Origin of the sequence: Chishuiella changwenlii, from assembly GCF_900142565.1 — a bacterium.
In the GTDB taxonomy this organism is placed as follows: Bacteria; Bacteroidota; Bacteroidia; order Flavobacteriales; family Weeksellaceae; genus Empedobacter; species Empedobacter changwenlii.
This window is the reverse complement of record NZ_FRBH01000002.1, coordinates 268,718-291,825: the sequence shown is the minus strand read 5'-3', so window position 1 is coordinate 291,825 and position 23,108 is coordinate 268,718. Positions and strand designations below refer to the sequence as shown.

Below are 23,108 nucleotides of genomic sequence, written 5' to 3'. Positions count from 1 at the left end.
TTACCGAATGCAAAAACTAATGGTTTTATCTTGGTTAAAGAACAAATATAATTAACCCAAAAACCTATTATTATGAAAAACTTTACACATTTTAGTTTACCAAAAGTAAACATTAGAAAAAACCTAAGTAAAATCATTTTTGCATCTTCTCTATTAATAGCCAATTCATGTGCTGATGATGATATGAGTTCTAAGAAGGTAGAATATATAGAAGACACAAAAATAGAAGGACCTGTAACTATAGAAAAATTATTAGAAAATGGTTGGGAAATTCTTCAAGATAATGATCTTTCTGATTTTGATGATTCAATAGACAATTTAAACGAAAAAAGACCTATTAATGCACAATCAACTCCATTAACAAGAGAACATTTAAAAGATATAGGATACGATACAAGTACTTTTAGTGGTCGTTTAAAATTAATGAATGATCTTACTATTAATGGTATGGCTCCAGTTGGAGTAAGATTTAATCAATCTTTTGCTACTGGTATAGGTCATCAATTAAATTTTACTCAAATGGCTAATGTTAATATAAAGATAGGAAAGCCTGTAATTAAAATTCTTGAGAATGGTGTCCTATTACCTAGTGAATATTCTAATGTTTTTAGGTTTACAAACCCTGACAATGCCCAAAAAATTGATCAGTTTAATTATACTATATCAAAAACACGTAAAACATCTAAAACTGTTACTGTTACTGCATCAGTTAAAGTAGGAGGTAATATTAACCTTAGTATTCCAGCAATAGAAGGAATAAAAGGTGGTGTTAACTTAGATTTTACATTAGGCGGTTCGTTATCACTAACTGATACAAAAGAATCTACAGAAAGATTTGAAATGGAAAACAAGATAATTGTTCCACCAAGAAGTAGAAGAGATATTCTTGTTATAACTACTAAAAATAGCTCTTTAATCAATTATTCTGTTCCTGTAACATTTACAGGCAATGTACAAACAAACTTCGCAATTCCTGTTAACTGGAGTTTATTTCACAATATCCCCATTACGAATTATCCAAACTTTGCAAGAAATACTAAGGCAGAGGAAGGTTTAGTTAGTATAAATAAAGTTAACAGAATTACGGTCTTAATAAGAAAACCAGTTCGTTTAAATAATTAATAAAATCTAAAAAAGGCTGCTCAATAGGAACAGCCTTTTTTTGTTTTTTCTGAACATCTTAGTTCTTTTCGTCTTCGCTTTTGATAATTTCATATTCAACTTGCATCACACCTGTATTGGTGTGTCCAATTTCGCTGAATGCTGCTTGACTTAAGTCTAAAACTCTAGATTTAGCATATGGACCTCTGTCGTTGATTTCTACAACCACAGATTTACCATTTCTGATATTCGTAACTTTTACTTTAGTACCAAATGGTAAAGACTTATGGGCAGCTGTTAGTTCATGTTTATCATACTTTTCACCACTAGCTGTCTTGCGTCCGTGGAATTTGTCTCCATACCAAGAGACAACTCCAGTTGAGATTTTTCGAGCACTATTCTCGATAAGTTCTCCAACTAACTTTTCATCTTCAATTGATAATGTATCTTTCTTTAAGATTGTATCATTATCAAAATCTTTACTAAACCTTTTTGCTGAATCTGGCATAGTGTTTGTGGCGCTACTACCAGAGTCTTTAAAAATTTTACCATCAGCATTTGCTATTGGAAAAATCATTAACATCGCTATCAAAGCTATAATGTTTTTCGTCATCCTTTAGATTTTCTGATTACTTTGCAAATTTAGGGTAGATAATCACTTCTTATTTAGAATTATTCTAATAGAGTAATTTACAATTAAATAATCTTCTCTACTTAGCAGTTTTAGTACTCTTCAAGAGTTTGTTAAAATAATGTTAAAATAACATTGATTTATTAATTTTTTTAACAAAAAGATATTTTTTTAATGTTTATTATTGATAATCAACAACTTAACATTCTTATCAAATTACATAAATATTACGATTATTCAAAATAAAAAAGGTAAAGTTTATAAAACTTTACCTTTTTTTAAAATTAGATAGAATATAACAGATTATAATCCAGCTAAAATATCTTTAACTTTTGCAGAAATTGCTTTCCCTTCAGCTTTTCCAGCTAACTTAGAAGAGGCAGCTCCCATAACTTTTCCCATGTCTTTAGGTGATGTTGCACCAACTTCTGCTACTATTTCTTGAATTGCAGTTGTTAATTCCTCATCTGATAATTGAGCTGGTAAGAATTGTTGAATTACCTCTGCTTGTGCTAATTCTTTTTCTGCTAATTCTGGACGTGCATTTGCAGTAAATTGCTCAGCAGCTTCTTTACGTTGTTTTACTAACTTTTGTAATAACGCAATTTCTTGATCTTCTGATAATTCACCATTAGCCCCAGAAGTTTTTGCTAATAATAATTCAGACTTAACAGCTCTTAAAGCTTCTAAGGCAATTGTATTTTTAGCTTTCATAGCTTCTTTTAATTGCCCCATTATTTGAGTTTCTAAATTCATGTTCTATATTTTAGATAACAAATTTAAGACAAAAAAAGGCTCATCGCAAAAGCAATGAACCTTTTCTATAATAAGAATATTTTTTACGAGTGACCTTTATTAATCTACATTGTCATGTAGGAAATTATTTGGACGAATTTGTGTTTCGTTATTACGATTTGTTCCAACCGAAAAATCCGAAGATTGATTATCATTTCTATCTGATAAGTTTAATCCTTGACGCTTGTAAGCAGGGATAGCTTCGTATTCATCAACTTGAGAATTTGTCATCGTATTATTAAATTTAAAATTAAATTGTTTTAAACGATTTCTTCTTTCTTCTATAACACTATTTAATTCAGCATCATTAGATTGTTGAATTGGTTGACTAAATGGGTCAACTGCAACTTCTGTTTGAGAAATTGTTGGTTCAACAGCATTCGAAACAACTTGATTTGTTTGAACTGGCTCTACATTGTTATATCCTTCATTTTTCGGTGCTTGATAAGCATTATAATTATTTTGAGGATAATTTGATGATTCTGATGTTACCGGATTTGAATATGAATTAAATCCTTGATTATTATTTGATGAAGCATTGTTTGATGGTTCTTGGAATGATTGATTGAAATCCGATTTTAATCGAGGCTCAAAATCATCATAAGAACGTCTTTCTTGAACTGGTTCATCATCTAATTCATCTAAAACATAACGTTTTGGAGTATTATTCTCTTCAAAAGTTTGATCTGGCGTACTGTTGTAAGATTGCTGATTAAAACTTTGATTAATATCCGCTTGGTTATATGAGTTTCTTGGCTCCTCAGGTTTTTGATTTTGTTGTTGAGGAACTTCTGGTGTAACATTATTAGATGTATTTGTATTAGAACGACCAAAATCTAATGTCATTGGTTTTACTCTATTTACAAATGGTTGCTCAATAGACAATGTTTTGTTTATTGGTTGATCTTCTTCTAATGTATGAACTATTTTTTGCTCTTCTCTTCCTGTATATGCTTGATCTTCTGTTGGAAAACCAGTTGCAACTACAGTAACAGAAATTGCATCACCTAATTCTAAATCTTCACCAATACCCATAATAATGTTTGCACTATTACCAGCTTCTTGCTGAATATAATCATTGATGATACCAATTTCATCCATTGTAATTTCGTTATTACCAGATAAAATTAATAACAATACATTACGAGCACCTGTAATTTTATTGTTGTTTAACAACGGTGAATCTAATGCTGAAGAAATTGCATCTTTTGCTTTATTTTCACCTTCTGCTCTTGCCGATCCCATGATTGCTGTTCCAGAATTTTTAAGTACTGTACGCGCATCACGTAAATCGATATTCATTGCATAGTGTTGAGTAATAACTTCTGCAATACCTTTTGCAGCTGTAGTTAAAACCTCATCGGCTTTAGAAAATCCATTTTTAAAACCTAAGTTTCCATATAGTTCACGTAATTTATCATTGTTGATAACAATTAATGAATCTACATTTTTTCTTAGCTTCTCGATACCTTTTTCGGCTTGTTCCAACCTCATTCTTCCTTCGAAAAAGAATGGCGCTGTTACAATACCTACTGTTAAGATATCCATGTCTTTTGCTATACCTGCAATAACTGGTGCTGCACCTGTTCCAGTACCACCACCCATTCCAGCAGTAATGAAGACCATTTTAGTACCTTCGTCTAAAACAGCTTTCACATCATCCATACTTTCAATGGCAGATTGCTCTCCTACTTCAGGATTTGCTCCTGCTCCTAAACCTTCTGTAATTGCTTGTCCTAATTGTATTCTAGTCGGGACTGGGCTATTTGATAATGCTTGTGAATCTGTATTACAAATCACAAATTCTACACCTGCGATTCCTTGTTCGAACATGTAGTTTACAGCATTACTACCACCACCTCCAACACCAATCACTTTGATTGCTTGAGATCGACTTTTTGGTAAGTTGAACACAATATCTCCTGTTAACATATCACTCATATTCTTCTTATTAATTGGTTCGTAATTTATATTAGTTATTCTTATTTTATTCTGTTTCGTTAATCATTTGGATAAACTTATCCGTCCATTTAGAAAAGAAGCTTTTCTTTTCTGGTTTAGTTTTACTTTGTACTTTTTCTCCAATTTCTTGGTCAAGTAAATCATCAACTAACTCCTCTCTTTTTGGTTTCACTATCTCTTTTTCTGCTACAACTTCTACTGGTTGTACTTGTTTTGCAGTTTCTGTTCTAGGAGTGTGAATACCTATTTCTAATTCTTCTTGTGTATTTAAGTTATTGATAACTGGTTTCTCAAAAATTTCGTGCTGATAATTCGCTTCTAACTCTTCTAAACCTTTCATCAATAATCCTACCGATGTTGCATATTCTGGTCCACTAATTTCCTCAGCTTTTGCACCAACTATATGTTCGTTAGAGTAACCAATACGTACATCCATTCCCGTAACATATTCAGTTAGTTGACGAATGTGCTTTAATTTTGATCCTCCACCAGTTAAAACTATACCAGCGATTAGCTTTTTATTTTGATCTTCGCACCCGTAATTTTTTAATTCTAGATATACTTGCTCTAGAATTTCTTGTACACGAGCATGAATTATTTGCGATAATCTCTTAAGAGAAATCTCTTTTGCTTCTCTACCTTTTAAACCTGGTATAGATACAATTTCTGTTTCTTTATTTTCTCCTGGCCATGCAGAACCAAATTTTTCTTTTAATGCTTCTGCTTGTTTACCAATTATAGAACATCCAATTTTTATATCTTCTGTTATAACATTACCTCCAAAAGGAATAACCGATGTATGACGAATAATGTTATCTTTAAAAATAGCAATATCTGTAGTTCCACCACCTATATCAATTAATGCTACACCAGCTTCTTTTTCTTCTTCACTAAGTGCTGCACTAGACGATGCAATTGGTTCTAATGTGATACTAGCCAAACGTAAGCCCGAAGCTTTTACACAACGTGCAATATTTCTAATAGAAGAAACTTGTCCTACAACAACATGAAAGTTAGCTTCTAATCTACTTCCATACATTCCGATAGGTTCGCGAATTTCTCCTTCGTTATCTACTTTAAATTCTTGTGGGAGAACATGGATAATTTCTTCACCTGGCAACATTACTAATTTATAGACTTGATTTGTTAACAATTTTAAATCGTTATCATCAATCACATCTTCTGAATTAGCACGTGTAATGTAATCACTATGTTGTAAACTACGAATATGTTGTCCTGCAATACCTACTGTAACGTCTGTAATTTTTACGCCAGAATTTCTTTCAGCTTTTTCTATTGCTTCTTTTATAGAATTAATTGTTTGCGTAATATTATTCACAACCCCTCTATGAACACCTAAGCTTTTTGCTTTTCCGTATCCAAGAATTTCTATTTTTCCATTTTCATTTTTTCTTCCGACAAGTGCTACAATTTTCGTAGTCCCTATATCTAAGCCAACTGCAATCTTACTATTGTTCTCCATTTTTTACACGTTTGGTTGCTACAACTTGATTCACATATTTCAAGCTCAATTTCTCATAATCTTCAGTTCCTATATAATCTATATATTGATTATAAAATAAAACCAGATTATTCAACTTCTTTTTAAAATTGTTTAGAGTTCCTAGCTCTATATAATAATTTCCTTTATTAACAATTAAATTAAATGAACGTAAACCTACTTTTTGAATGGCGATGATATGATTTTTTAATAAATCATCTTCTTTCAAAGCTTGTACAAATTCACTTAAATCTTCGTATTCATTTGGTTTTACATCACCGTAAACTAGAATTACATTTGCCGAACTAATTTTAGACATTGGCATCTTTTTTCCTTTACTTGTAATGTAAAATTGTTGCCCATTTACTGGCTTTACTCTTGCTACTGCTGTATTCGCTTTTATTTCTAAATCAATAGATCCGTCAATACTTTTACTTACTTGTACAGAATCTACAAAAGGACTTTCGCTTACTTTTTGTTCGATATCTTTTACATTAACTTCGCTAATTGTCTGTTTTAAAATATCGCCTCCATTTTTGTTAGCTAATTCTCTTATGGTTTGATCATCTATAAAATAGTTATCAACAGGCTGAATAAATGCAACATTTATTTTTTTTATTGGGCGTGTGGCATTACGAATTGTCGTAAAACTAATTAATCCTATTAGCAAGACAACTCCAAAAATCACTTTTATGATTTTCAATTTACGCTTCACCTAACCACTCTTTTATTGGTTTAACAATTGTATCAATATTACCAGCTCCCAATGTAACTATGACATCAAAATCTTTGCTTTTAATGTGTGTTAAACTATCTTCTAATGAAGATACTACTTTTTCTTGTAAATTCACCTTTTCTAGCAACCAATTTGAGGTAATTCCCTCTATTGACAGTTCTCTTGCAGGGTAAATGTCTAACAAAATTAAACTATCTAATTCTGATAAGCTTTCTGCAAACTCATCAGCAAAATCTCTTGTTCTTGTAAAAAGGTGAGGTTGAAATACTCCTAACACTTTTTTACCTGGATATAATTCTCTTACAGAACGTATTGCAGCATTTAATTCTGTTGGATGATGTGCATAATCGTCAATATAAATTTTTCCATTTATTTCGAAACGATTAAAACGTCTTTTAACACCAATAAAAGTAGATAATGCTTCTTTTATTTTCTCGTGTGGAACACCCATGTAATCTGCTACAGCTAATGCAGCTACTGCATTTTCCATATTATGATGTCCTGGCAATAAAATCCCCACATCTTTTAAAGATCCGTTTGGCGTCTTTACATCAAACACATAATGCCCGTCAATAATTCTTACATTATTAGCGTCATAATCTGCGTCTAAGTCTACACCATATGTTATGGCATTTTCAAAATTGAGTGTTTTATGAACAAACAATTTTTCTTCTACAATTGCTGCAAACTCCTGAAAAGATTTTTTTACTTCCTCTCTCTCTCCATAAATATCTAAATGATCTGCATCATCAGATGTTATAATAGCTAATTTTGGAGATAAGCGTAAAAAAGAACGATCAAATTCATCTGCTTCAGCAACTGTATATTTAGAACCATTTAAGATGATATTCGAATCATAATTTTCTGCAATTCCTCCTAAAAAAGCTGTTGCTTCTACATTCGTAACTTTAAGAATATGCCCTAAAATTGATGAAGTTGTTGTTTTACCATGAGTTCCTGCAACACCAATATTGTAGGTATGTTTTGTAATTTCACCTAAAACCTCAGAACGCTTCATTACCTTAAAGTCATTCACTAAAAAATAATTTAGTTCTGTCTGATCTTTAGGTATTGCTGGTGTATAAATCACCAACGTATTATCTTGGTTAATTCCTTCTGGAATTAATTCTATATTATCTTCAAAATGAATATCAACTCCTTCTGCAATTAATTCTGCAGTAAGTTCCGTTGGTGTTTTATCGTAACCTATTACATTTTTTCCTAATGAAAGAAAAAAACGCTCCAAAGCACTCATTCCGATTCCTCCTGCTCCGATAAAATAGTAATATGTCTTATCTAAAATATTCATTATAATAAATTCAGTACTATATCAACAATCTCTTTTGTCGCATTAGGTTTACCTAATTGCTTAATATTTTGAGATAATTTTTGTTTTAACTCTTCATCATTAGATAAAGCAATTACTTGCTTTACTAATTGTTGTTTTGCTTCTGCATCTTTTACTAAAATTGCTGCATCTTTTTCTACTAATGCTTGAGCATTTTTAGTTTGATGATCTTCAGCTGCTGTTGGTAACGGAAGTAAAATTGTTGGTTTTCCAATTATAGATAATTCAGAAATTGCCATAGCTCCTGCACGAGAAACAATACAATCTGAAGCTGCATAAGCATCTTTCATATTATAAATAAACTCTGTAACATGAATAGATGGATATTTATTTCCGACCAATTCTTTTATCTTCTGATAATCTAACTTTCCTGTTTGCCAAATTAACTGAACGCCACTCGCAACAAATTCCTCTAAGTTTTCTAACCAAGCATTATTCATTGCTCTTGATCCTTGAGATCCACCAACAGATAATACAGTTGGTTTTTCGGGATCTAATCCAAAAACAGCTATTGCTTCTGCTTTTGTTGGTAAATTTTGAAATATCTCTCCACGAATAGGATTTCCAGTGTAATGGATCTTTTCCTGTGGAAATTGCGAAATAGATTCGTAAGCTGTACAAATTGCCTTAGCTTTATTCTTCAAAATTTTATTGGTAACACCTGGAAAAGAGTTTTGTTCTTGTAAAATTACTGGAACATTATTTTTTCCTGCTACCCATAACATTGGTCCACTGGCATAACCACCTGTACCAATTGCTAAATCTGGCTTAAATTCTTTATAAATTTTCTTTGCTAGATTTAAACTCTTTATCAATTTGAAAGGGAATTTTAAATTCGCTTTCATATTACTTCTATCAAACCCAGAAATTGGTAATCCTTTTATTTGATAACCAACTTTTGGAACTTTTTCCATTTCCATTCTTCCTTCTGCTCCTACGAACAAAATTTGAGCATCTGGCAAACGGCGTTTTATTTCGTCTGCAATTGCTATGGCTGGATATATATGTCCACCTGTTCCTCCGCCGCTAATTAAAACTCTAGGCGATGTCTTCGATGTATTCTTCACTTAATAATTTTCTATCTTGTTCTAACTCTTCTTGCGATTTTATTTGAGTACTAACACTCAAAATAATTCCAAATGATATACAAGTCATCCAAATGGATGTTCCTCCATAACTAATCATTGGTAATGGTTGTCCTGTTACAGGAATTAAATTTACCGCAACAGCCATATTAACCATGGATTGAATAATAATTGGCAAGCCAACTGCAAATACAAGTAACGTACCAAAAATTGTATGTATTTTCGAAGCGATGATACAGATTCTAATCAGAATTAGTAAAAATATACCAATCAATAATATAGCTCCGATTGCTCCGTATTCTTCAACAATAATTGCAAAAATAAAATCTGAAGATGATTGAGGTAATGTTTGTTTAAAAACACTTTTACCTGGTCCAGCCATTTCATTTAAGCCTCTTGCAATTGCTGCTTTTGCATGTAAAACTTGATAACTTTCTAAACCAGAATCATCATTAAATTTTTCTATACGAGACATCCACGTATGTACACGAGAATTAGAAATTAAATCTGGTTGTTTTAATGCAACCCAAATAAATATCCCTCCGAAAAGGACTCCAACTCCAGCAATAGAAAGTAAATATTTTAATGGGAATCCTCCTATTATTAAAAGTATTCCACACATTCCTGCTAACATTAAAGCAGTAGATCCATTAGATGGAAAAATTAATCCAACGATTACCAAAATTGGTAATAGTAACGGAAGTGCTATATTTTTCCACGTATATTCTTTATCTCTATTCTTTGTTAAATAACGAGCTATATAAATCAGTAATGCTTGAGAAGCAATCATGGAAGGCTGTATTCCGATTCCTGTACCTGGAATTGTTAACCAACGAGAAGCATTTGCTCCACCAATGGTCTGTCCCTGAATCATTGTAATCAGCAAGACTATAGCAAGTACAACAACAGCACTCAATGCGAGTAAGCCAAACCAACGATAATCTACACGCTGTAAACCGTAAATAATAAATAAACCTATAAGAAGTATTACCGCATGTTTTGCTAAATGCCCAAAAATACTTCCAGAACCTACAGTATACACTAAGTTAGAACTTGCTGAATAAACAGGCAAGAACGAAAATAGTGCTAACAATAAGATGAAAGCCCAAAGAGGTTTATCCCCTTTAAAATATTTTTGAACTATTGTTGACATCACTCGTAATTATAATTTTCTTACATTTTCTTTAAATTGATCTCCTCGATCTTCGTAACTTTTAAACAAATCAAAACTTGCACAAGCAGGAGATAATAAAACTTTTTCTCCTTTTTCTGCTAACTTGTAAGCTTTAGTTACACAATCTTCCATATTATTTGTTTCGATGATTGTATCAACATAAGGACTAAAGAATTCTATTAATTTAGAATTGTCTTTACCTAAACAAACAATAGCTTTTACTTTCTTTTTTACAAAAGATAAAACTTCGTTATAATCATTTCCTTTATCTACTCCTCCTACAATCCATACAACTGGTTTTGTCATACTTTCTAATGCAAAATAAGTTGCATTAACATTTGTTGCTTTAGAGTCGTTAATAAAATCTATTCCTCCTACTGTTAAAACTGGTTCTAAACGGTGTTCAACAGATTTAAAATCTGATAAACTTTTCTTTAGATCCTCATTATTAATATTAATAATTTTAGCAGCAACTGCAGCCGCTAAAGAATTAGAAACATTATGTTTTCCTATTAATCCTAATTCATTTACTAATATTGTAAAATCACCATTCGAATCATTTACGCGAAATAATTCGTTGTTCGCGTATGCTTCATTCGTTGCATCCATCATTGTGAACGGTTTTAGGTTCGCACGAATATCAATCTGATTTATCATCTCCATTATTTTTGGATCATCTAAATTGTAGATAAAATAATCGTTCTCATCTTGGTTTTCAGTTATTCTGAATTTAGATTTTGCATACAAATCAAATTGATAATTGTATTGATCTAAATGATCTGGTGTAATGTTTAACAAAATAGCCACATGAGGTTTAAAATTAGTTTTGATATCATCTAACTGAAAACTACTAATCTCTAATACATAAAAATCGTAGTTATCTTCAGCAACAGATTTTGCAAAACTTTTACCAATGTTTCCACCTAATCCTACATTTAATCCAGCTTGCTTAAGGATATGGAACATCAAACTTGTTGTTGTTGTCTTTCCATTTGATCCTGTTATTGCAATAATTTTTGCATCTGTATATCGAGACGCAAATTCAATTTCAGATACAATCGAAATTCCTTTTGTTTCGATTTTCTGAATTAGCGCTGCTTTTTTCGAAATACCTGGACTTTTCATTACTTCGTCTGCATTAAGAATTAAATCTTCTGTGTGCTGACCTTCTTCATAAGCAATCCCGTATTCTTCTAAAAGTATTTTATAATTATCTTTTATAATTCCCATATCAGAAAGAAAAACATCAAAGTTTTCTTTCTTTGCAAGAATAGCTGTTCCTACACCGCTTTCACCACCTCCTAAAACGACTATTCTTTTCATTTTATCTAATTTTAAGCGTGATGATACTTACTACGGCTAAAACAATTCCCATGATAATTGCTCTTACAACAATTTTACTTTCATGGTATCCTAATTTCTGAAAATGGTGATGTAACGGAGACATTAAAAATATTCTACGCCCTTCTCCATATTTCTTCTTTGTATATTTAAAGTAAGATACCTGTAACATAACAGATAAACTCTCACAAAAGAATATTCCACATAAAATTGGTAACAACAATTCTTTACGAACAATAATTGCTAAAACAGCGATTACTCCTCCAATTGTTAAACTTCCTGTATCTCCCATAAATACTTGAGCAGGATAAGTATTGTACCAAATAAATCCTATTAAACCTCCTAAAAAAGCACCACAAAAAATAAGTACCTCTTCTGAACGAGGAATAAACATGATATTTAAATAATCTGCAAACATTATATTTCCAGATACAAAAATAAACAGTGCAATTGCTCCCATTATTACAGCAGAACTACCTGCAGCTAAACCATCTATTCCATCTGTTAAATTCGCTCCATTTGATACTGCTGTAATAATAAAAATTACGGCAAAAACAAAAATCGCAGCAACAGCCCAAACTGGTCTTTCAGATGCATCCATCCAAAATAATATATCCGAATAGTTGAATTCGTTACCTTTTACAAAAGGCATTGTTGTATCCAATGTTTTCTCTTCTTCACCAAACGTAACTGGTCTAAATTCTGTTGAAGAATTTATTTTTGTTCTATCTTCTTGGTGTTTAACAGTAACTGTTGGACTAAAGAAAAGCATTAATCCTACGACAATTCCTAATCCTAATTGTCCTAAAATCTTAAACTTACCTTTTAATCCTTCTTTATTCTTTTTAAATACTTTTATATAATCATCTAAAAAACCTATTGCTCCTAACCAAAGTGTAGAAATTAATAGAATTATAATGTAAATATTATCTAGTCGAGCAAATAAAATTGTAGGAACTAAGGTTGCCAAAATAATGATTAACCCACCCATTGTTGGTGTTCCAGCTTTTTCTATTTGTCCTTTTAAACCTAAATCACGAACAATTTCACCCATTTGTTTTTTTCTTAAGAAATTGATAATTCTTTTTCCAAAAAACAAACTGATAAACATTGCTAATAGAATCGCCATTGCCGAGCGAAAAGATGTATACTGGAACATTCTAGCTCCAGGAAAATGTAAATTTTGTAAATAATCAAATAAATAGTATAACATCCTCTATTTGTTTAAGATTTTGCTTAATTCTGTTGCTATTTCTACATCAGAAAAATGTGTTCTCACTCCGTTAATTTCTTGATATGTTTCGTGCCCTTTTCCGGCAATCAAAATAATATCTTTAGGTTCTGCCATTTTAATGGCTGTTTTTATAGCTTCTTTACGATCTGTAATTTTTAATGTTCGGTTATAAAATTGAGCCTTTACACCCACTTCCATATCACGAAGAATTTCTTCTGCATCCTCTGTTCTTGGATTATCAGAAGTAAAAATTGCTAAATTTGATTTTTCACTTGCGATATCTGCCATTTCTGGACGCTTCGTTTTATCTCTGTCTCCACCACAACCAACAACAGTTATTAACTTTTCGTTTCTTGTACGTATAGCTTCTATTGTTCGTAAAACATTTTCTAATGCATCTGGTGTATGAGCATAATCAACAATAATAACAATTCCAGATTCTGTTTTAAAACTCTGAAAACGTCCATCTACATTTCCTAATGTACTCAACGCTTTTAAAACCTCAATCTCATCTTGTTCTAAAACAGATGCAACACCAAAAACTAATAATAAATTTGAGGCATTAAATTGCCCTATTAAAGATGTCCAAAACTCTTTATTATTAAATTCCAATTGCATACCATCAAACTGATGTTCGATGATTCTACCTTTAAAATCTGCATCAGTTTTCAAAGCATACATTTTCTTTGTTGCATTTGTATTCTGAAGCATTACTTTACCATTTTTATCATCTGCATTCGAAATCGCTGTTGATGTTTTTGGCAAATCATCAAAGAACTTCTTTTTTGCAGCAATATAATTTGCAAATGTTTTATGATAATCTAAATGATCATGTGTAATATTCGTAAAACCTGCAACCTCAAAATGTAATCCTGCAATTCTATTTTGATGTATTCCGTGAGATGAAACTTCCATAAAAGCATAATCACAGCCACGGTTTACAGCTTCACGAAACATTTTATTTAATGTTAAAATATCTGGTGTTGTATGTGTCGATGGAATTTCTTCTCCATCAATAACAATTTTTATTGTAGAAACCAATGCACAAGCATATCCCAATTTTGTAAACAATTCGTATAATAAAGTTGTTGTTGTGGTTTTTCCATTTGTTCCTGTAACACCAACTAATTTTAAATCTTTTGTTGGGTTATCATAATAATTAGAAGCTAAAATCCCTAATGCAATTGTAGAATCTTCTACTTTTACATATGTTATTCCTTCTGTAATTTCTGTAGGTAAAACTTCACAAATAATTACTTTTGCTCCTAACGAGACTGCCTTCTCTACATATTGATGGCCATCGACTGTAACTCCTTTTACAGCGACAAAAACATCATCTTTTTCTATTTTTCTCGAATCAAATTGAATGTTATTCACTTCAATTTTAGTCGTGTTAATAATCTCTAAGATGGATACTTTATATAGCAAGTCAACTAAACTTTTCATCCTTCTAATATTAAATAGATTTTTTCACCTTTCTTAAACTTTGTTCCCGCAGGTATAGATTGTTTTAAAACCCTACCAAATCCTGTATATTGTACATTCAATCCTAAATTTTCTAACGACTGTATAGCGTCATAACCAACATATCCTGCGACATTTGGTATTATATTTTTAGATTGATCTACTATTACTTTATTTTCTTTTTTAAATTCTCTAACTACATTTTTCTTTACCAAATTATGAGGTAAAGGAATTGGAGTTTTTGAATAAATCCAATCTGCAATTTTCTTAAAAACTGGTGCTGTTACACTACCTCCATAAAATCCTTTTGATGTATTTGGTTTATGAACAACTACAATACAAGAATATTTTGGATTTTTAGCTGGAAAATATCCCGCAAAAGATGCACGATACTGCATTCCTTTTCCTTCTTTTTTCCAATAATCAACACGTGCTGTTCCTGTTTTACCAGCAATATCATAATTACTATTACTAATAATTCTTCCAGTTCCTTGCTCTACTGCTCCACGCAGCATTTCTTGCATTTGTTTTATATTTTCTAGCGATGTTAATTGCTCAACCAAAACAACTGGTTTAAAATTTACATCTGCTTCTCCTTTTTTTGTTATTTTATCCATAAATAACGGCTTCAACATTTTACCATTATTTGCAACAGCATTGTAAAAAGTAACAATTTGTATTGGTGTTAATTGCAGACCGTAACCGTATCCCATTACAGGAAGTGTAATATTACTCCATACTTTACTATCTGGACGGTGCATAATAGGTTTACCCTCTCCTAAAATATCAATACCTAATGGAGATGTCATATGCCATTCGTCCATTTTTTTGAAGAATTTTTTAGGGCTTTCACCGTAATATTTATTAATTATTTTAGCCGTTCCAATGTTCGAAGATTTTTTAACAACTCCATCCACAGTTAATGTTCCATAACCATGCGTATCTGTAATTGTTCTACCATAGAATTTATAACTACCATTCCCCGTTTCAACTGTAGAATTTTTATTAATAAATCCATCGTCCATTGCAGCTAACAATGAAACAGTTTTAAATGTTGATCCTGGTTCTGCAGCTTCTCCAACCGCATAATTATAGTCATCTATATAAGTACCGTCTTTTTTACGAGATAGATTAACAATTGCTCTTACTTTTCCTGTTTTAACTTCCATTATAACAACAGAACCATGTTCTGCTTCAAACTCAGAAAGTTGTTTATACAAAGCATCATAAGAAACCATTTGTAAATCAGCATCAATTGTTGTGTAAACCGATGAACCGGCCTGTGGTTCTTGTTCCCAACTTTTCATTGGTTTCCATTTACCACGTCCCATAAATTGTTCCCAACGACGACCTTCAGTACCACTTAGTAAATCAGAATAAGCTCCTTCTAAACCAACTTTACCTCTACGGTCATCATAACCAATTGTACGAATTCCTATATCTTGAACAATTAATTCTCTTTTAGATTCTGTTTCGTGAATAAAACCTCCTTTATTTTGACCTCTCTTAAAGATTGGAAATGTTTTTATACGCTGATATTGCTCGTAATCTAAATCTTTTACAAGCATCATGTAACGATTCTTCTTTTTACGTTCTGTAGAAAATTTATCGTAAAAATAAGATGGGGATTTTGAGAACATCTTACCTAAAGAATCGGCAAGACCATGCATTTCTGTTTTAAATAACTCATCTTTAATAACTGTTAAATCAACAAATACATTATGTTTTGTTACAGTTGTTGCCATTAGCGCACCATTAGAAGCATAAAGATTACCTCTTTCTGCTGCAACAGTATCTAATCTGAAGTTATTTTTTTCTGCAAACTTTTCTAATTCAACACCTTCTATTATATTTATTCGGAACATAAAAACAACAATGAGTATTGCCCAAATCGCAAGCGCGCCGGCAAAAACCCATCCTCTGATGACCATGTTGTTTTTATTTTTCGTTGACGTTGTCATATACCTTGTTCACTATATAATAAGGTTGTTTATCTGGTATCTTTAATCCGTAAACTGCTGTACGGTCTAATATTTCTGTTTCTAATTGCATACGCATTAAATTGCGATGCTTATCTGTGTATTGAGATTTTAAATCCTCAACTTTATCTTGTAATTCTGCTATACGAACAACTTTTTGATCTACTAAATGCGAACTAGAAATACTTAAGAAAGCCAATCCTACCAAATACAACATAAATTTCCAGTTTTGCTCAGATCCTGTTTTTATTAAAAACTCTCCTCTTAACAATCCTGAAAATGTTTTTTTCTCTGGTAATATTTTTTTCTTTTTCGCCATCTACTATTAATCTTCGTTTCTAACAGCTATTCTCATTTTAGCACTACGTGCTCTTGGATTCTCGTTTATTTCTTCCTGTGTTGGAATAATAACTTTTGATTGCAATGGTTTAAATGGCGCTGACCAATTACCAAATACATCTCTTTCTGGTTCACCTTCGAACATTCCGTTTTTCATAAATCGTTTTGTTAAACGATCTTCTAAAGAATGATAAGAGATAATAACCAAACGACCTCCTGGCTTAATAACATCTGTACATTGAGAAAGCATATCTTTTAATGCTGCCATTTCATCGTTCACTTCAATTCTTAAAGCTTGAAACATTTGTGCAAAAAACTTATTTTCTTTCATTTTAGGAATAAATGAAAAGATTTGCTTCAATTCATCAATTGTTTCAATTGATTTATTAGCTCTTGCTTTTATAACTTCTCTCGCTAAACGATAAGAACCTTGCAACTCTCCAAAATCATAAAAAATACGCGCCAGATCCTCTTCTTCGTATTCATTAATAATTGTTTTTGCAGAAAGTTTAGCATTTTGATTCATTCTCATATCTAACTCTCCATCAAATCGAGTTGAAAAACCTCTTTCTGGTGTATCAAACTGATGAGAAGAAACTCCTAAATCTCCTAAAACTCCATCAACTTGTTTAATTCCTCTAATTCTTAAATTATTTTTAAGAAAGCGAAAATTCTGTTCAACTAATTCAAATCGATTGTCATCAATTTTATTACGAATTGCATCTACATCTTGATCAAATGAGAATAATTTCCCATTTTCATCTAATCTATTTAATATTTCGCGAGAGTGTCCTCCACCTCCGAATGTACAATCTATATATATTCCCGATTCATTAATTATTAATGCATCGACACTTTCATTTAATAAAACTGGATTATGATAACTACTCATCTTCTCCTATTTTTCCCATTACATCTTCAGCCAACGTAGCAAAATCGAAATCTTCTACGTTAATTACCTCTTCGTATTTATCTTTGTCCCAAATCTCAATCATATTTACTGAAGAATTTAATACTACATCTTTATTAATATTTGCAAACTTCACTAAATCTTTTGATATCTGAACCCTTCCGTTAGAATCAATATCAACAAGTTTTAAACCTGCTGTAAAAATTCGAATAAAATCATTGTTTTTTTTCACAAATCGGTTCAGTTTATTCAGATCGTTCATTACTTTATCCCATTCTTTCATCGGATGAAGCTCTAAACAATTCTGAAACACAGAGCGTTTCAACACAAAACCGTCTTCCAAATAATCAGCTAATTGTTTTTTCAAACCCGCTGGAATTGGGAGTCTTCCTTTTGTGTCTACCTTACACTCATATGTACCAATCAATGAATTCACGATAGATTTTTTTCAAAAATAAAAAAATATTACCACTAAATACCATTTTTTACCACTTTTGTTTAATTATTTATTAACAATTTAATTTTTATTATCAATGAGTTAAGTAATTAATAATTAAAACACACCTACTAGTCTCTAAATTTTTATTTATATAGCAGTTGTAAAATGATTGATAATAATTATGTAATAAAGTTTTTTTTTAGATTAGTATACATAAACCGTAATTAATAGTTAAATTTGTCGACTTAATATCGAGTAAATGTTTTTTAGATTAAAAAAGAAAGATAAGTTCTCTTATATAGAAGAAGGTGAAGGACAACCAATCGTTTTACTTCACGGATTAATGGGTGAACTTAGTAATTTTAGTGCTCTTACAAATTTTTATACTCAAAGAGGATACAAAGTTTTTGCACCAGAATTACCTTTATATTCTTTATCAGTTATCAATACAAATATCAAGAACATCGCAAAACATGTTGCTAATTTTATTGATGTAATTGTTAAAGAACCAGCTATTTTAGTCGGAAATTCTCTTGGCGGACATATTGGCTTAGTAATTAGCCATAGACATCCTGAATATGTAAAGGCTCTTTGTCTTACAGGAAGTTCTGGTCTATATGAAAAATCATTTGGTGAAACATATCCTAAACGTGGCGATTATGAATATGTTGAACGTAAAACGCGTGAGGTTTTCTTTGATCCAAATGTTGCTACTAAAGAAATTGTTGATGATGTTTTTAGCACTGTAAATGATCGTAATAAAGCTATCAAGACTTTATATATCGCTCGTGATGCAATGAAATCTAACATGAAAAATGATTTAAAAGATATTAAAATTCCTGTATGTTTAATTTGGGGAAAACAAGATAATGTAACTCCGCCAGAAGTAGCTATTGAATTTGAACAAGAGTTACCTGAAGCAACACTTTATTGGATAGACGAATGTGGTCATGCTCCAATGATGGAACATCCGGAATTATTTAATGAAATTTTACAAAAATGGTTAATCGAGAAACAACTTGATTCTACCGTAAAAGCATAATATGATAAAGAAAGCTGAATTTATAAAAAGTTCACAAAAATATAAAGATTGCCCTCCTCCACATAAACCAGAATACGCATTTATTGGAAGATCTAATGTTGGTAAATCTTCATTAATCAATATGATCGCAGATAAAAAGTCTTTGGCTAAAACTTCTGCAACTCCAGGAAAAACACAATTAATCAATACATTCGAAATGGATGATATTTGGTATTTAGCAGATTTACCTGGTTATGGTTTTGCAAAAGCTCCTAAAGGTGTTCGTGGTGGTTTTAATAAAATGATTTATGATTATATTGAATTTAGAGAAAATCTAGTCAATGTCTTTTTATTAATAGACTCTCGTCATGAACCTCAAAAAATTGATTTACAGTTCATGGAATGGTTAGGAAACAAACAAATTCCTTTTGCTATTGTATTTACAAAACTTGATAAGTTAACCAGTACGCAAATGCAAAAAAACTTGAATAACTACAAAACAGAGTTATTAAAAACTTGGGAAGAATTGCCTAAGATTTTTACAAGTTCTTCTACAAGTAAAATTGGAAAATTAGAAATAACAGGATACATTGATAGTTTAAACGAACAATTAAAAGATCGTTTTAAACCTTATTAAAAAATAAAAAAGAGATGTAATTTATTACATCTCTTTTTTATTTTACTCTAATCTGAATTAATTCTTTAATTCATTCATCTTTACTTCCAATTCTTTTATACAAGGAGCAATTAATTTCTCTAACCTACTCTTTAACTCTGGTGAAGGCTCATTCATTTGCATCATTTCTACATAAGAGAACTCTCCAATCATTTTATCAGTAGAACAACTACAGTAAGATTTTAATGCTGTTTTCTGACCATCCGTCATGTTAGGTTGTATCGCAGCCTTTTCACACGCTTCCATTGTTTGTTTTTTCAATGTTTCATCATCTTTATCTGGTTTAGTATTACAACTAATAACAGATAGACCGATAGCTAATCCAAAAATAATTTTATTCATATTTATAGTTTTTATTATTTCAATTTTACTTCATAAATAGCTCTACAGCTTCTATATAACCTGGTAAACCTTTTCCTGAGATAATTTTTAAACACCCTTCTCCTGTTACACTATTTTTACGAAAGTCTTCTCTAGCATATATATCTGATATATGAACTTCTACAACTTTTGTTTTAATTGCTTTTATAGCATCTGCAATTGCATAAGAATAATGTGTATAAGCTCCACCATTTAAAATTATACCATCATATTTAAATCCTACTTCGTGTAACTTATCAATAATATCTCCTTCATGATTAGATTGATAATAATGTAAAGAAACAGTAGGAAACTGACGTTGCATGGTTCTAAAGAAATCTTCAAAAGTTTGTGTTCCATATATCTCTGGCTCTCTAACTCCTAATAAATTTAAATTAGGTCCATTTATAATTTGTATCTGTTTCATAGTATTCTTTTAAAGTGTAAATTATTTTTTTTAAATATTTTTTAAACATTTTTTTATAAAAATCGTTTTTGGCACACGAATTGATTAAAGGCGAATAACCAACCTAAATATTATATATATTTAAATCATTTTTTACCTAAACTACCAACCTTAAAATCTCAATTGTACACATTACAATTGAGATTTTTATTTAGTAACCATATTTACCTTTCCACTTCTGATTTAAGGACTGTTTATCTTGCTGCTCTCGTTTATTATTACCAGGATCATAAAATACAGTTCCCGATATTTCATCTGGTAAAAATTCTTGTTCAGCAAAGTTACCTGGAAAATCATGCGAATATTTATATTCTTTTCCATAATCCAAATCTTTCATCAATTTTGTTGGTGCATTACGTAAATGTAATGGAACAGATAAATCTCCCGTTTGCTTTACTATTTGCTGTGCTTTTCCTATCGCTAAATAAGTTGCATTACTTTTAGGCGAATTTGCTAAATAAATAGCACATTGACTAAGCAGAATTCGAGATTCCGGATAACCTATAACAGAAACTGCCTGAAAAGTATTGTTTGCCATAATTATCGCTGTTGGGTTTGCATTACCAATATCCTCCGATGCAGAAATAAGCAATCTTCGTGCTATAAATTTTAAATCCTCTCCTCCTTCTATCATTCTTGCTAACCAATAGACTGCTCCATTGGGGTCAGATCCGCGAATAGACTTTATAAATGCTGAAATAATATCGTAATGTTGTTCTCCTGTTTTATCGTAACGAGCGAGATTTTGCTGAATTCTTTCATGAACAACCTCATCATTAATAATAATTTTATCTGTTGGTGAAAAACTGTTTACAACTAATTCTAAACCATTCAATAATTTTCTTGCATCACCACCAGAATATCTTAATAAAGTATTTGTATCATCTAACTGAATATTTAATTTAGATAATACTTCATCCTTTTCTATTGCTTTTCTAATTAGATCTTCTAAATCTTCTTTTTCTAAATGTTTCAGAACATAGACTTGCGCACGAGAAAGTAAAGCTGGAACAACCTCAAAACTTGGATTTTCTGTTGTAGCGCCAATTAAAGTTACTAATCCAGTTTCAACTGCACCCAATAAACTATCTTGTTGAGATTTATTGAATCGATGAATTTCATCAATAAATAAAATCGGGTTTTTTGTTCCAGAAAATAAATTTTGGCTTTTAGCTTTTTCTATAACCTCTCTCACTTCTTTAACACCTGAATTTATTGCACTTAATGTATAAAAAGGTCGATCTGTTAATTCTGAAATTAATTGAGCTAATGTCGTCTTCCCAGTACCTGGAGGTCCCCAAAATATCATTGATGCAATCATATTATGTTGAAGCATCATTTTTATAGGTCCGTTTTCTCCTACCAAATGCTTTTGATTTATGTATTCTTCGAGCGATTTGGGACGCATTCTTTCAGCTAGAGGCGCATTCATAAAAAACAATTTAGAACTCAAAGTTAGGTAAAAGTTTTATCAAACCTTAAGAGTTTTTTCGACGACATATTTTGGCTTTATCATTTTTTTACTTTGCCAATATAAATTTTATAAGATGAAAGAAGCATTAGAATTCGCTTTAGTTTTAACGAGAAAACATCAGCTTTTAGGAAATAAAATTATTCAATCTACTAATTATTTAGAAAAGATTGAATTGAAAGACAAACAGATTGAAATCAATAAACAAATGATTGAATTTTTGATTGAGCTACAAGATTTTATTTATCTCGTAAAACTAAATCCTGAGTTAAAATTAATTTATACTGAACTGATTAATTACTACTTTACACAAATTCATCATCAAATAAATTTTTACGAAATAGAGTTAGATCGATTAGAGTTTGAAGCTACATTTTATATTAATTTAATTTCTCAATTAAAAACTTCAGAGAAAAAAAGAGAAATAAATTTAATTCAGAAAAAATTAGATTCATTTTATAGCCTTATAAATACTTAAAAAAATATTTTTTATTGTAAATTCGAATGAATATTTAGATTTTAAAATGAAAAAATTATCAATCTTTTTTAGCTTAATGCTTTTATCATTAAGCTTTGCATTTGGTCAACAAGCAGATAAACCAAAAATTTACAACGAAGAAGCAAATCCGAAAATTGACATTGCTAATGCTGTTAAAAAAGCATCTACAGATAAAAAACATGTTTTGTTGCAAATTGGAGGGAATTGGTGTGCATGGTGTATGATGTTTGATAAATTGACAAAAGAAAACCAAGAGATAAAAGATTATTTAGCTAATAATTATGAAATTGTTCACGTAAATTATTCTCCAAAAAATAAGAACGAAGAAACATTAGCTTCTCTAAAACATCCGGAACGTTTCGGTTTTCCAGTATTTGTTATATTAAATGGTAAGGGAGAGGTTATACATACACAAAATTCTGCTTACCTAGAAAGTAAAGAAACACAAGGTCATGACCCGAAAGTTGTATTAGAATTTTTACAAGGTTGGTCTTATAAAGCATTAGATCCTGCTTCGTACATTAAAAAATAATTTAATATTATATTATTTAGAAACTATCCAAGTTAGATAATGTA

Annotated in this window: 23 protein-coding genes; 5 read left to right on the top strand and 18 right to left on the bottom strand. The window is 30.9% G+C overall.

Going from position 1 to position 23,108, the window contains the following annotated elements:
• Positions 1-72: 72 nt before the first annotated feature.
• Positions 73-1,122, top strand: coding sequence for a hypothetical protein (locus tag BUA86_RS03015; RefSeq protein ID WP_072929720.1), 1,050 nt, complete (start codon positions 73-75; stop codon positions 1,120-1,122).
• A gap of 58 nt (positions 1,123-1,180) precedes the next feature.
• Here the strand turns inward: BUA86_RS03015 and BUA86_RS03010 are convergent, their stop codons facing one another.
• The 15 genes from BUA86_RS03010 to mraZ form a co-directional block, all read right to left on the bottom strand.
• Positions 1,181-1,714, bottom strand: coding sequence for a septal ring lytic transglycosylase RlpA family protein (locus BUA86_RS03010; protein ID WP_072929719.1), 534 nt, complete (start codon positions 1,712-1,714; stop codon positions 1,181-1,183).
• Between the two features lie 321 nt (positions 1,715-2,035).
• Complete coding sequence (locus tag BUA86_RS03005; RefSeq protein ID WP_072929717.1) at positions 2,036-2,488, bottom strand: GatB/YqeY domain-containing protein; 453 nt, start codon at positions 2,486-2,488, stop codon at positions 2,036-2,038.
• A gap of 99 nt (positions 2,489-2,587) precedes the next feature.
• Positions 2,588-4,459 (bottom strand): cell division protein FtsZ, encoded by a 1,872-nt coding sequence (ftsZ, locus tag BUA86_RS03000; protein ID WP_083580283.1) that lies wholly within the window; start codon positions 4,457-4,459, stop codon positions 2,588-2,590.
• 55 nt (positions 4,460-4,514) lie between these two features.
• On the bottom strand, positions 4,515-5,972 hold the full coding sequence (gene ftsA, locus BUA86_RS02995; protein ID WP_072929713.1) for a cell division protein FtsA: 1,458 nt from the start codon (positions 5,970-5,972) through the stop codon (positions 4,515-4,517).
• Positions 5,959-6,693 carry a cell division protein FtsQ/DivIB gene (locus tag BUA86_RS02990; RefSeq protein WP_229731847.1) on the bottom strand — a complete coding sequence of 245 codons (735 nt, stop codon included), beginning with the start codon at positions 6,691-6,693 and terminating at the stop codon, positions 5,959-5,961. Before BUA86_RS02990 ends, ftsA begins: the two co-directional genes overlap by 14 nt.
• 1 nt (position 6,694) lies before the next feature.
• Positions 6,695-8,035, bottom strand: a complete 1,341-nt coding sequence (gene murC / locus BUA86_RS02985; RefSeq protein WP_072929709.1) for a UDP-N-acetylmuramate--L-alanine ligase — start codon at positions 8,033-8,035, stop codon at positions 6,695-6,697.
• Complete coding sequence (gene murG, locus BUA86_RS02980) at positions 8,035-9,141, bottom strand: undecaprenyldiphospho-muramoylpentapeptide beta-N-acetylglucosaminyltransferase (RefSeq protein WP_072929707.1); 1,107 nt, start codon at positions 9,139-9,141, stop codon at positions 8,035-8,037. The genes murC and murG overlap by 1 nt, the downstream gene beginning before the upstream one ends.
• On the bottom strand, positions 9,113-10,312 hold the full coding sequence (locus BUA86_RS02975) for an FtsW/RodA/SpoVE family cell cycle protein (RefSeq protein ID WP_072929705.1): 1,200 nt from the start codon (positions 10,310-10,312) through the stop codon (positions 9,113-9,115). Before BUA86_RS02975 ends, murG begins: the two co-directional genes overlap by 29 nt.
• 9 nt (positions 10,313-10,321) lie before the next feature.
• Entirely contained in the window at positions 10,322-11,656 is a 1,335-nt protein-coding gene (gene murD, locus BUA86_RS02970; protein ID WP_072929702.1) for a UDP-N-acetylmuramoyl-L-alanine--D-glutamate ligase, read from the bottom strand.
• A 1-nt stretch (position 11,657) separates the two neighbouring features.
• Entirely contained in the window at positions 11,658-12,887 is a 1,230-nt protein-coding gene (gene mraY / locus BUA86_RS02965) for a phospho-N-acetylmuramoyl-pentapeptide-transferase (protein ID WP_072929701.1), read from the bottom strand.
• Positions 12,888-12,890: 3 nt separating this feature from the next.
• Positions 12,891-14,354 carry a UDP-N-acetylmuramoyl-L-alanyl-D-glutamate--2,6-diaminopimelate ligase gene (locus BUA86_RS02960; RefSeq protein ID WP_072929699.1) on the bottom strand — a complete coding sequence of 488 codons (1,464 nt, stop codon included), beginning with the start codon at positions 14,352-14,354 and terminating at the stop codon, positions 12,891-12,893.
• Positions 14,351-16,333 carry a penicillin-binding protein gene (locus BUA86_RS02955; protein WP_072929697.1) on the bottom strand — a complete coding sequence of 661 codons (1,983 nt, stop codon included), beginning with the start codon at positions 16,331-16,333 and terminating at the stop codon, positions 14,351-14,353. Before BUA86_RS02955 ends, BUA86_RS02960 begins: the two co-directional genes overlap by 4 nt.
• The gene (locus BUA86_RS02950) at positions 16,311-16,670 is read right to left on the bottom strand and encodes an FtsL-like putative cell division protein (protein ID WP_072929695.1); all 360 of its coding nucleotides are present in this window, start codon (positions 16,668-16,670) and stop codon (positions 16,311-16,313) included. The genes BUA86_RS02955 and BUA86_RS02950 overlap by 23 nt, the downstream gene beginning before the upstream one ends.
• A gap of 6 nt (positions 16,671-16,676) precedes the next feature.
• Positions 16,677-17,582: a 16S rRNA (cytosine(1402)-N(4))-methyltransferase RsmH gene (rsmH, locus tag BUA86_RS02945; protein WP_072929693.1), complete on the bottom strand. Its 906-nt coding sequence runs from the start codon at positions 17,580-17,582 to the stop codon at positions 16,677-16,679.
• On the bottom strand, positions 17,575-18,036 hold the full coding sequence (mraZ, locus tag BUA86_RS02940; RefSeq protein ID WP_143147222.1) for a division/cell wall cluster transcriptional repressor MraZ: 462 nt from the start codon (positions 18,034-18,036) through the stop codon (positions 17,575-17,577). The genes rsmH and mraZ overlap by 8 nt, the downstream gene beginning before the upstream one ends.
• Before the next feature lie 262 nt (positions 18,037-18,298).
• On the opposite strand from mraZ, the gene BUA86_RS02935 reads away from it, so the two are divergent.
• Together BUA86_RS02935 and yihA are read left to right on the top strand one after the other, a co-directional pair.
• A complete protein-coding gene (locus BUA86_RS02935; RefSeq protein WP_072929689.1) occupies positions 18,299-19,081 on the top strand; it encodes an alpha/beta fold hydrolase in 783 nt (260 codons plus the stop codon).
• 1 nt (position 19,082) lies between these two features.
• Positions 19,083-19,697, top strand: a complete 615-nt coding sequence (gene yihA / locus BUA86_RS02930) for a ribosome biogenesis GTP-binding protein YihA/YsxC (protein ID WP_072929688.1) — start codon at positions 19,083-19,085, stop codon at positions 19,695-19,697.
• A gap of 57 nt (positions 19,698-19,754) precedes the next feature.
• On the opposite strand, the gene BUA86_RS02925 is transcribed toward yihA, so the two are convergent.
• The 3 genes from BUA86_RS02925 to BUA86_RS02915 form a co-directional block, all read right to left on the bottom strand.
• Positions 19,755-20,078: a hypothetical protein gene (locus BUA86_RS02925; RefSeq protein ID WP_072929686.1), complete on the bottom strand. Its 324-nt coding sequence runs from the start codon at positions 20,076-20,078 to the stop codon at positions 19,755-19,757.
• Positions 20,079-20,103: 25 nt separating this feature from the next.
• Positions 20,104-20,523 carry a type II 3-dehydroquinate dehydratase gene (locus BUA86_RS02920; RefSeq protein ID WP_072929684.1) on the bottom strand — a complete coding sequence of 140 codons (420 nt, stop codon included), beginning with the start codon at positions 20,521-20,523 and terminating at the stop codon, positions 20,104-20,106.
• Positions 20,524-20,713: 190 nt separating this feature from the next.
• On the bottom strand, positions 20,714-21,994 hold the full coding sequence (locus BUA86_RS02915; protein WP_072929682.1) for a replication-associated recombination protein A: 1,281 nt from the start codon (positions 21,992-21,994) through the stop codon (positions 20,714-20,716).
• Positions 21,995-22,109: 115 nt separating this feature from the next.
• On the opposite strand from BUA86_RS02915, the gene BUA86_RS02910 reads away from it, so the two are divergent.
• Entirely contained in the window at positions 22,110-22,511 is a 402-nt protein-coding gene (locus BUA86_RS02910) for a hypothetical protein (protein ID WP_072929680.1), read from the top strand.
• Positions 22,512-22,557: 46 nt separating this feature from the next.
• On the top strand, positions 22,558-23,064 hold the full coding sequence (locus BUA86_RS02905) for a thioredoxin family protein (protein ID WP_072929678.1): 507 nt from the start codon (positions 22,558-22,560) through the stop codon (positions 23,062-23,064).
• Positions 23,065-23,108: the final 44 nt, after the last annotated feature.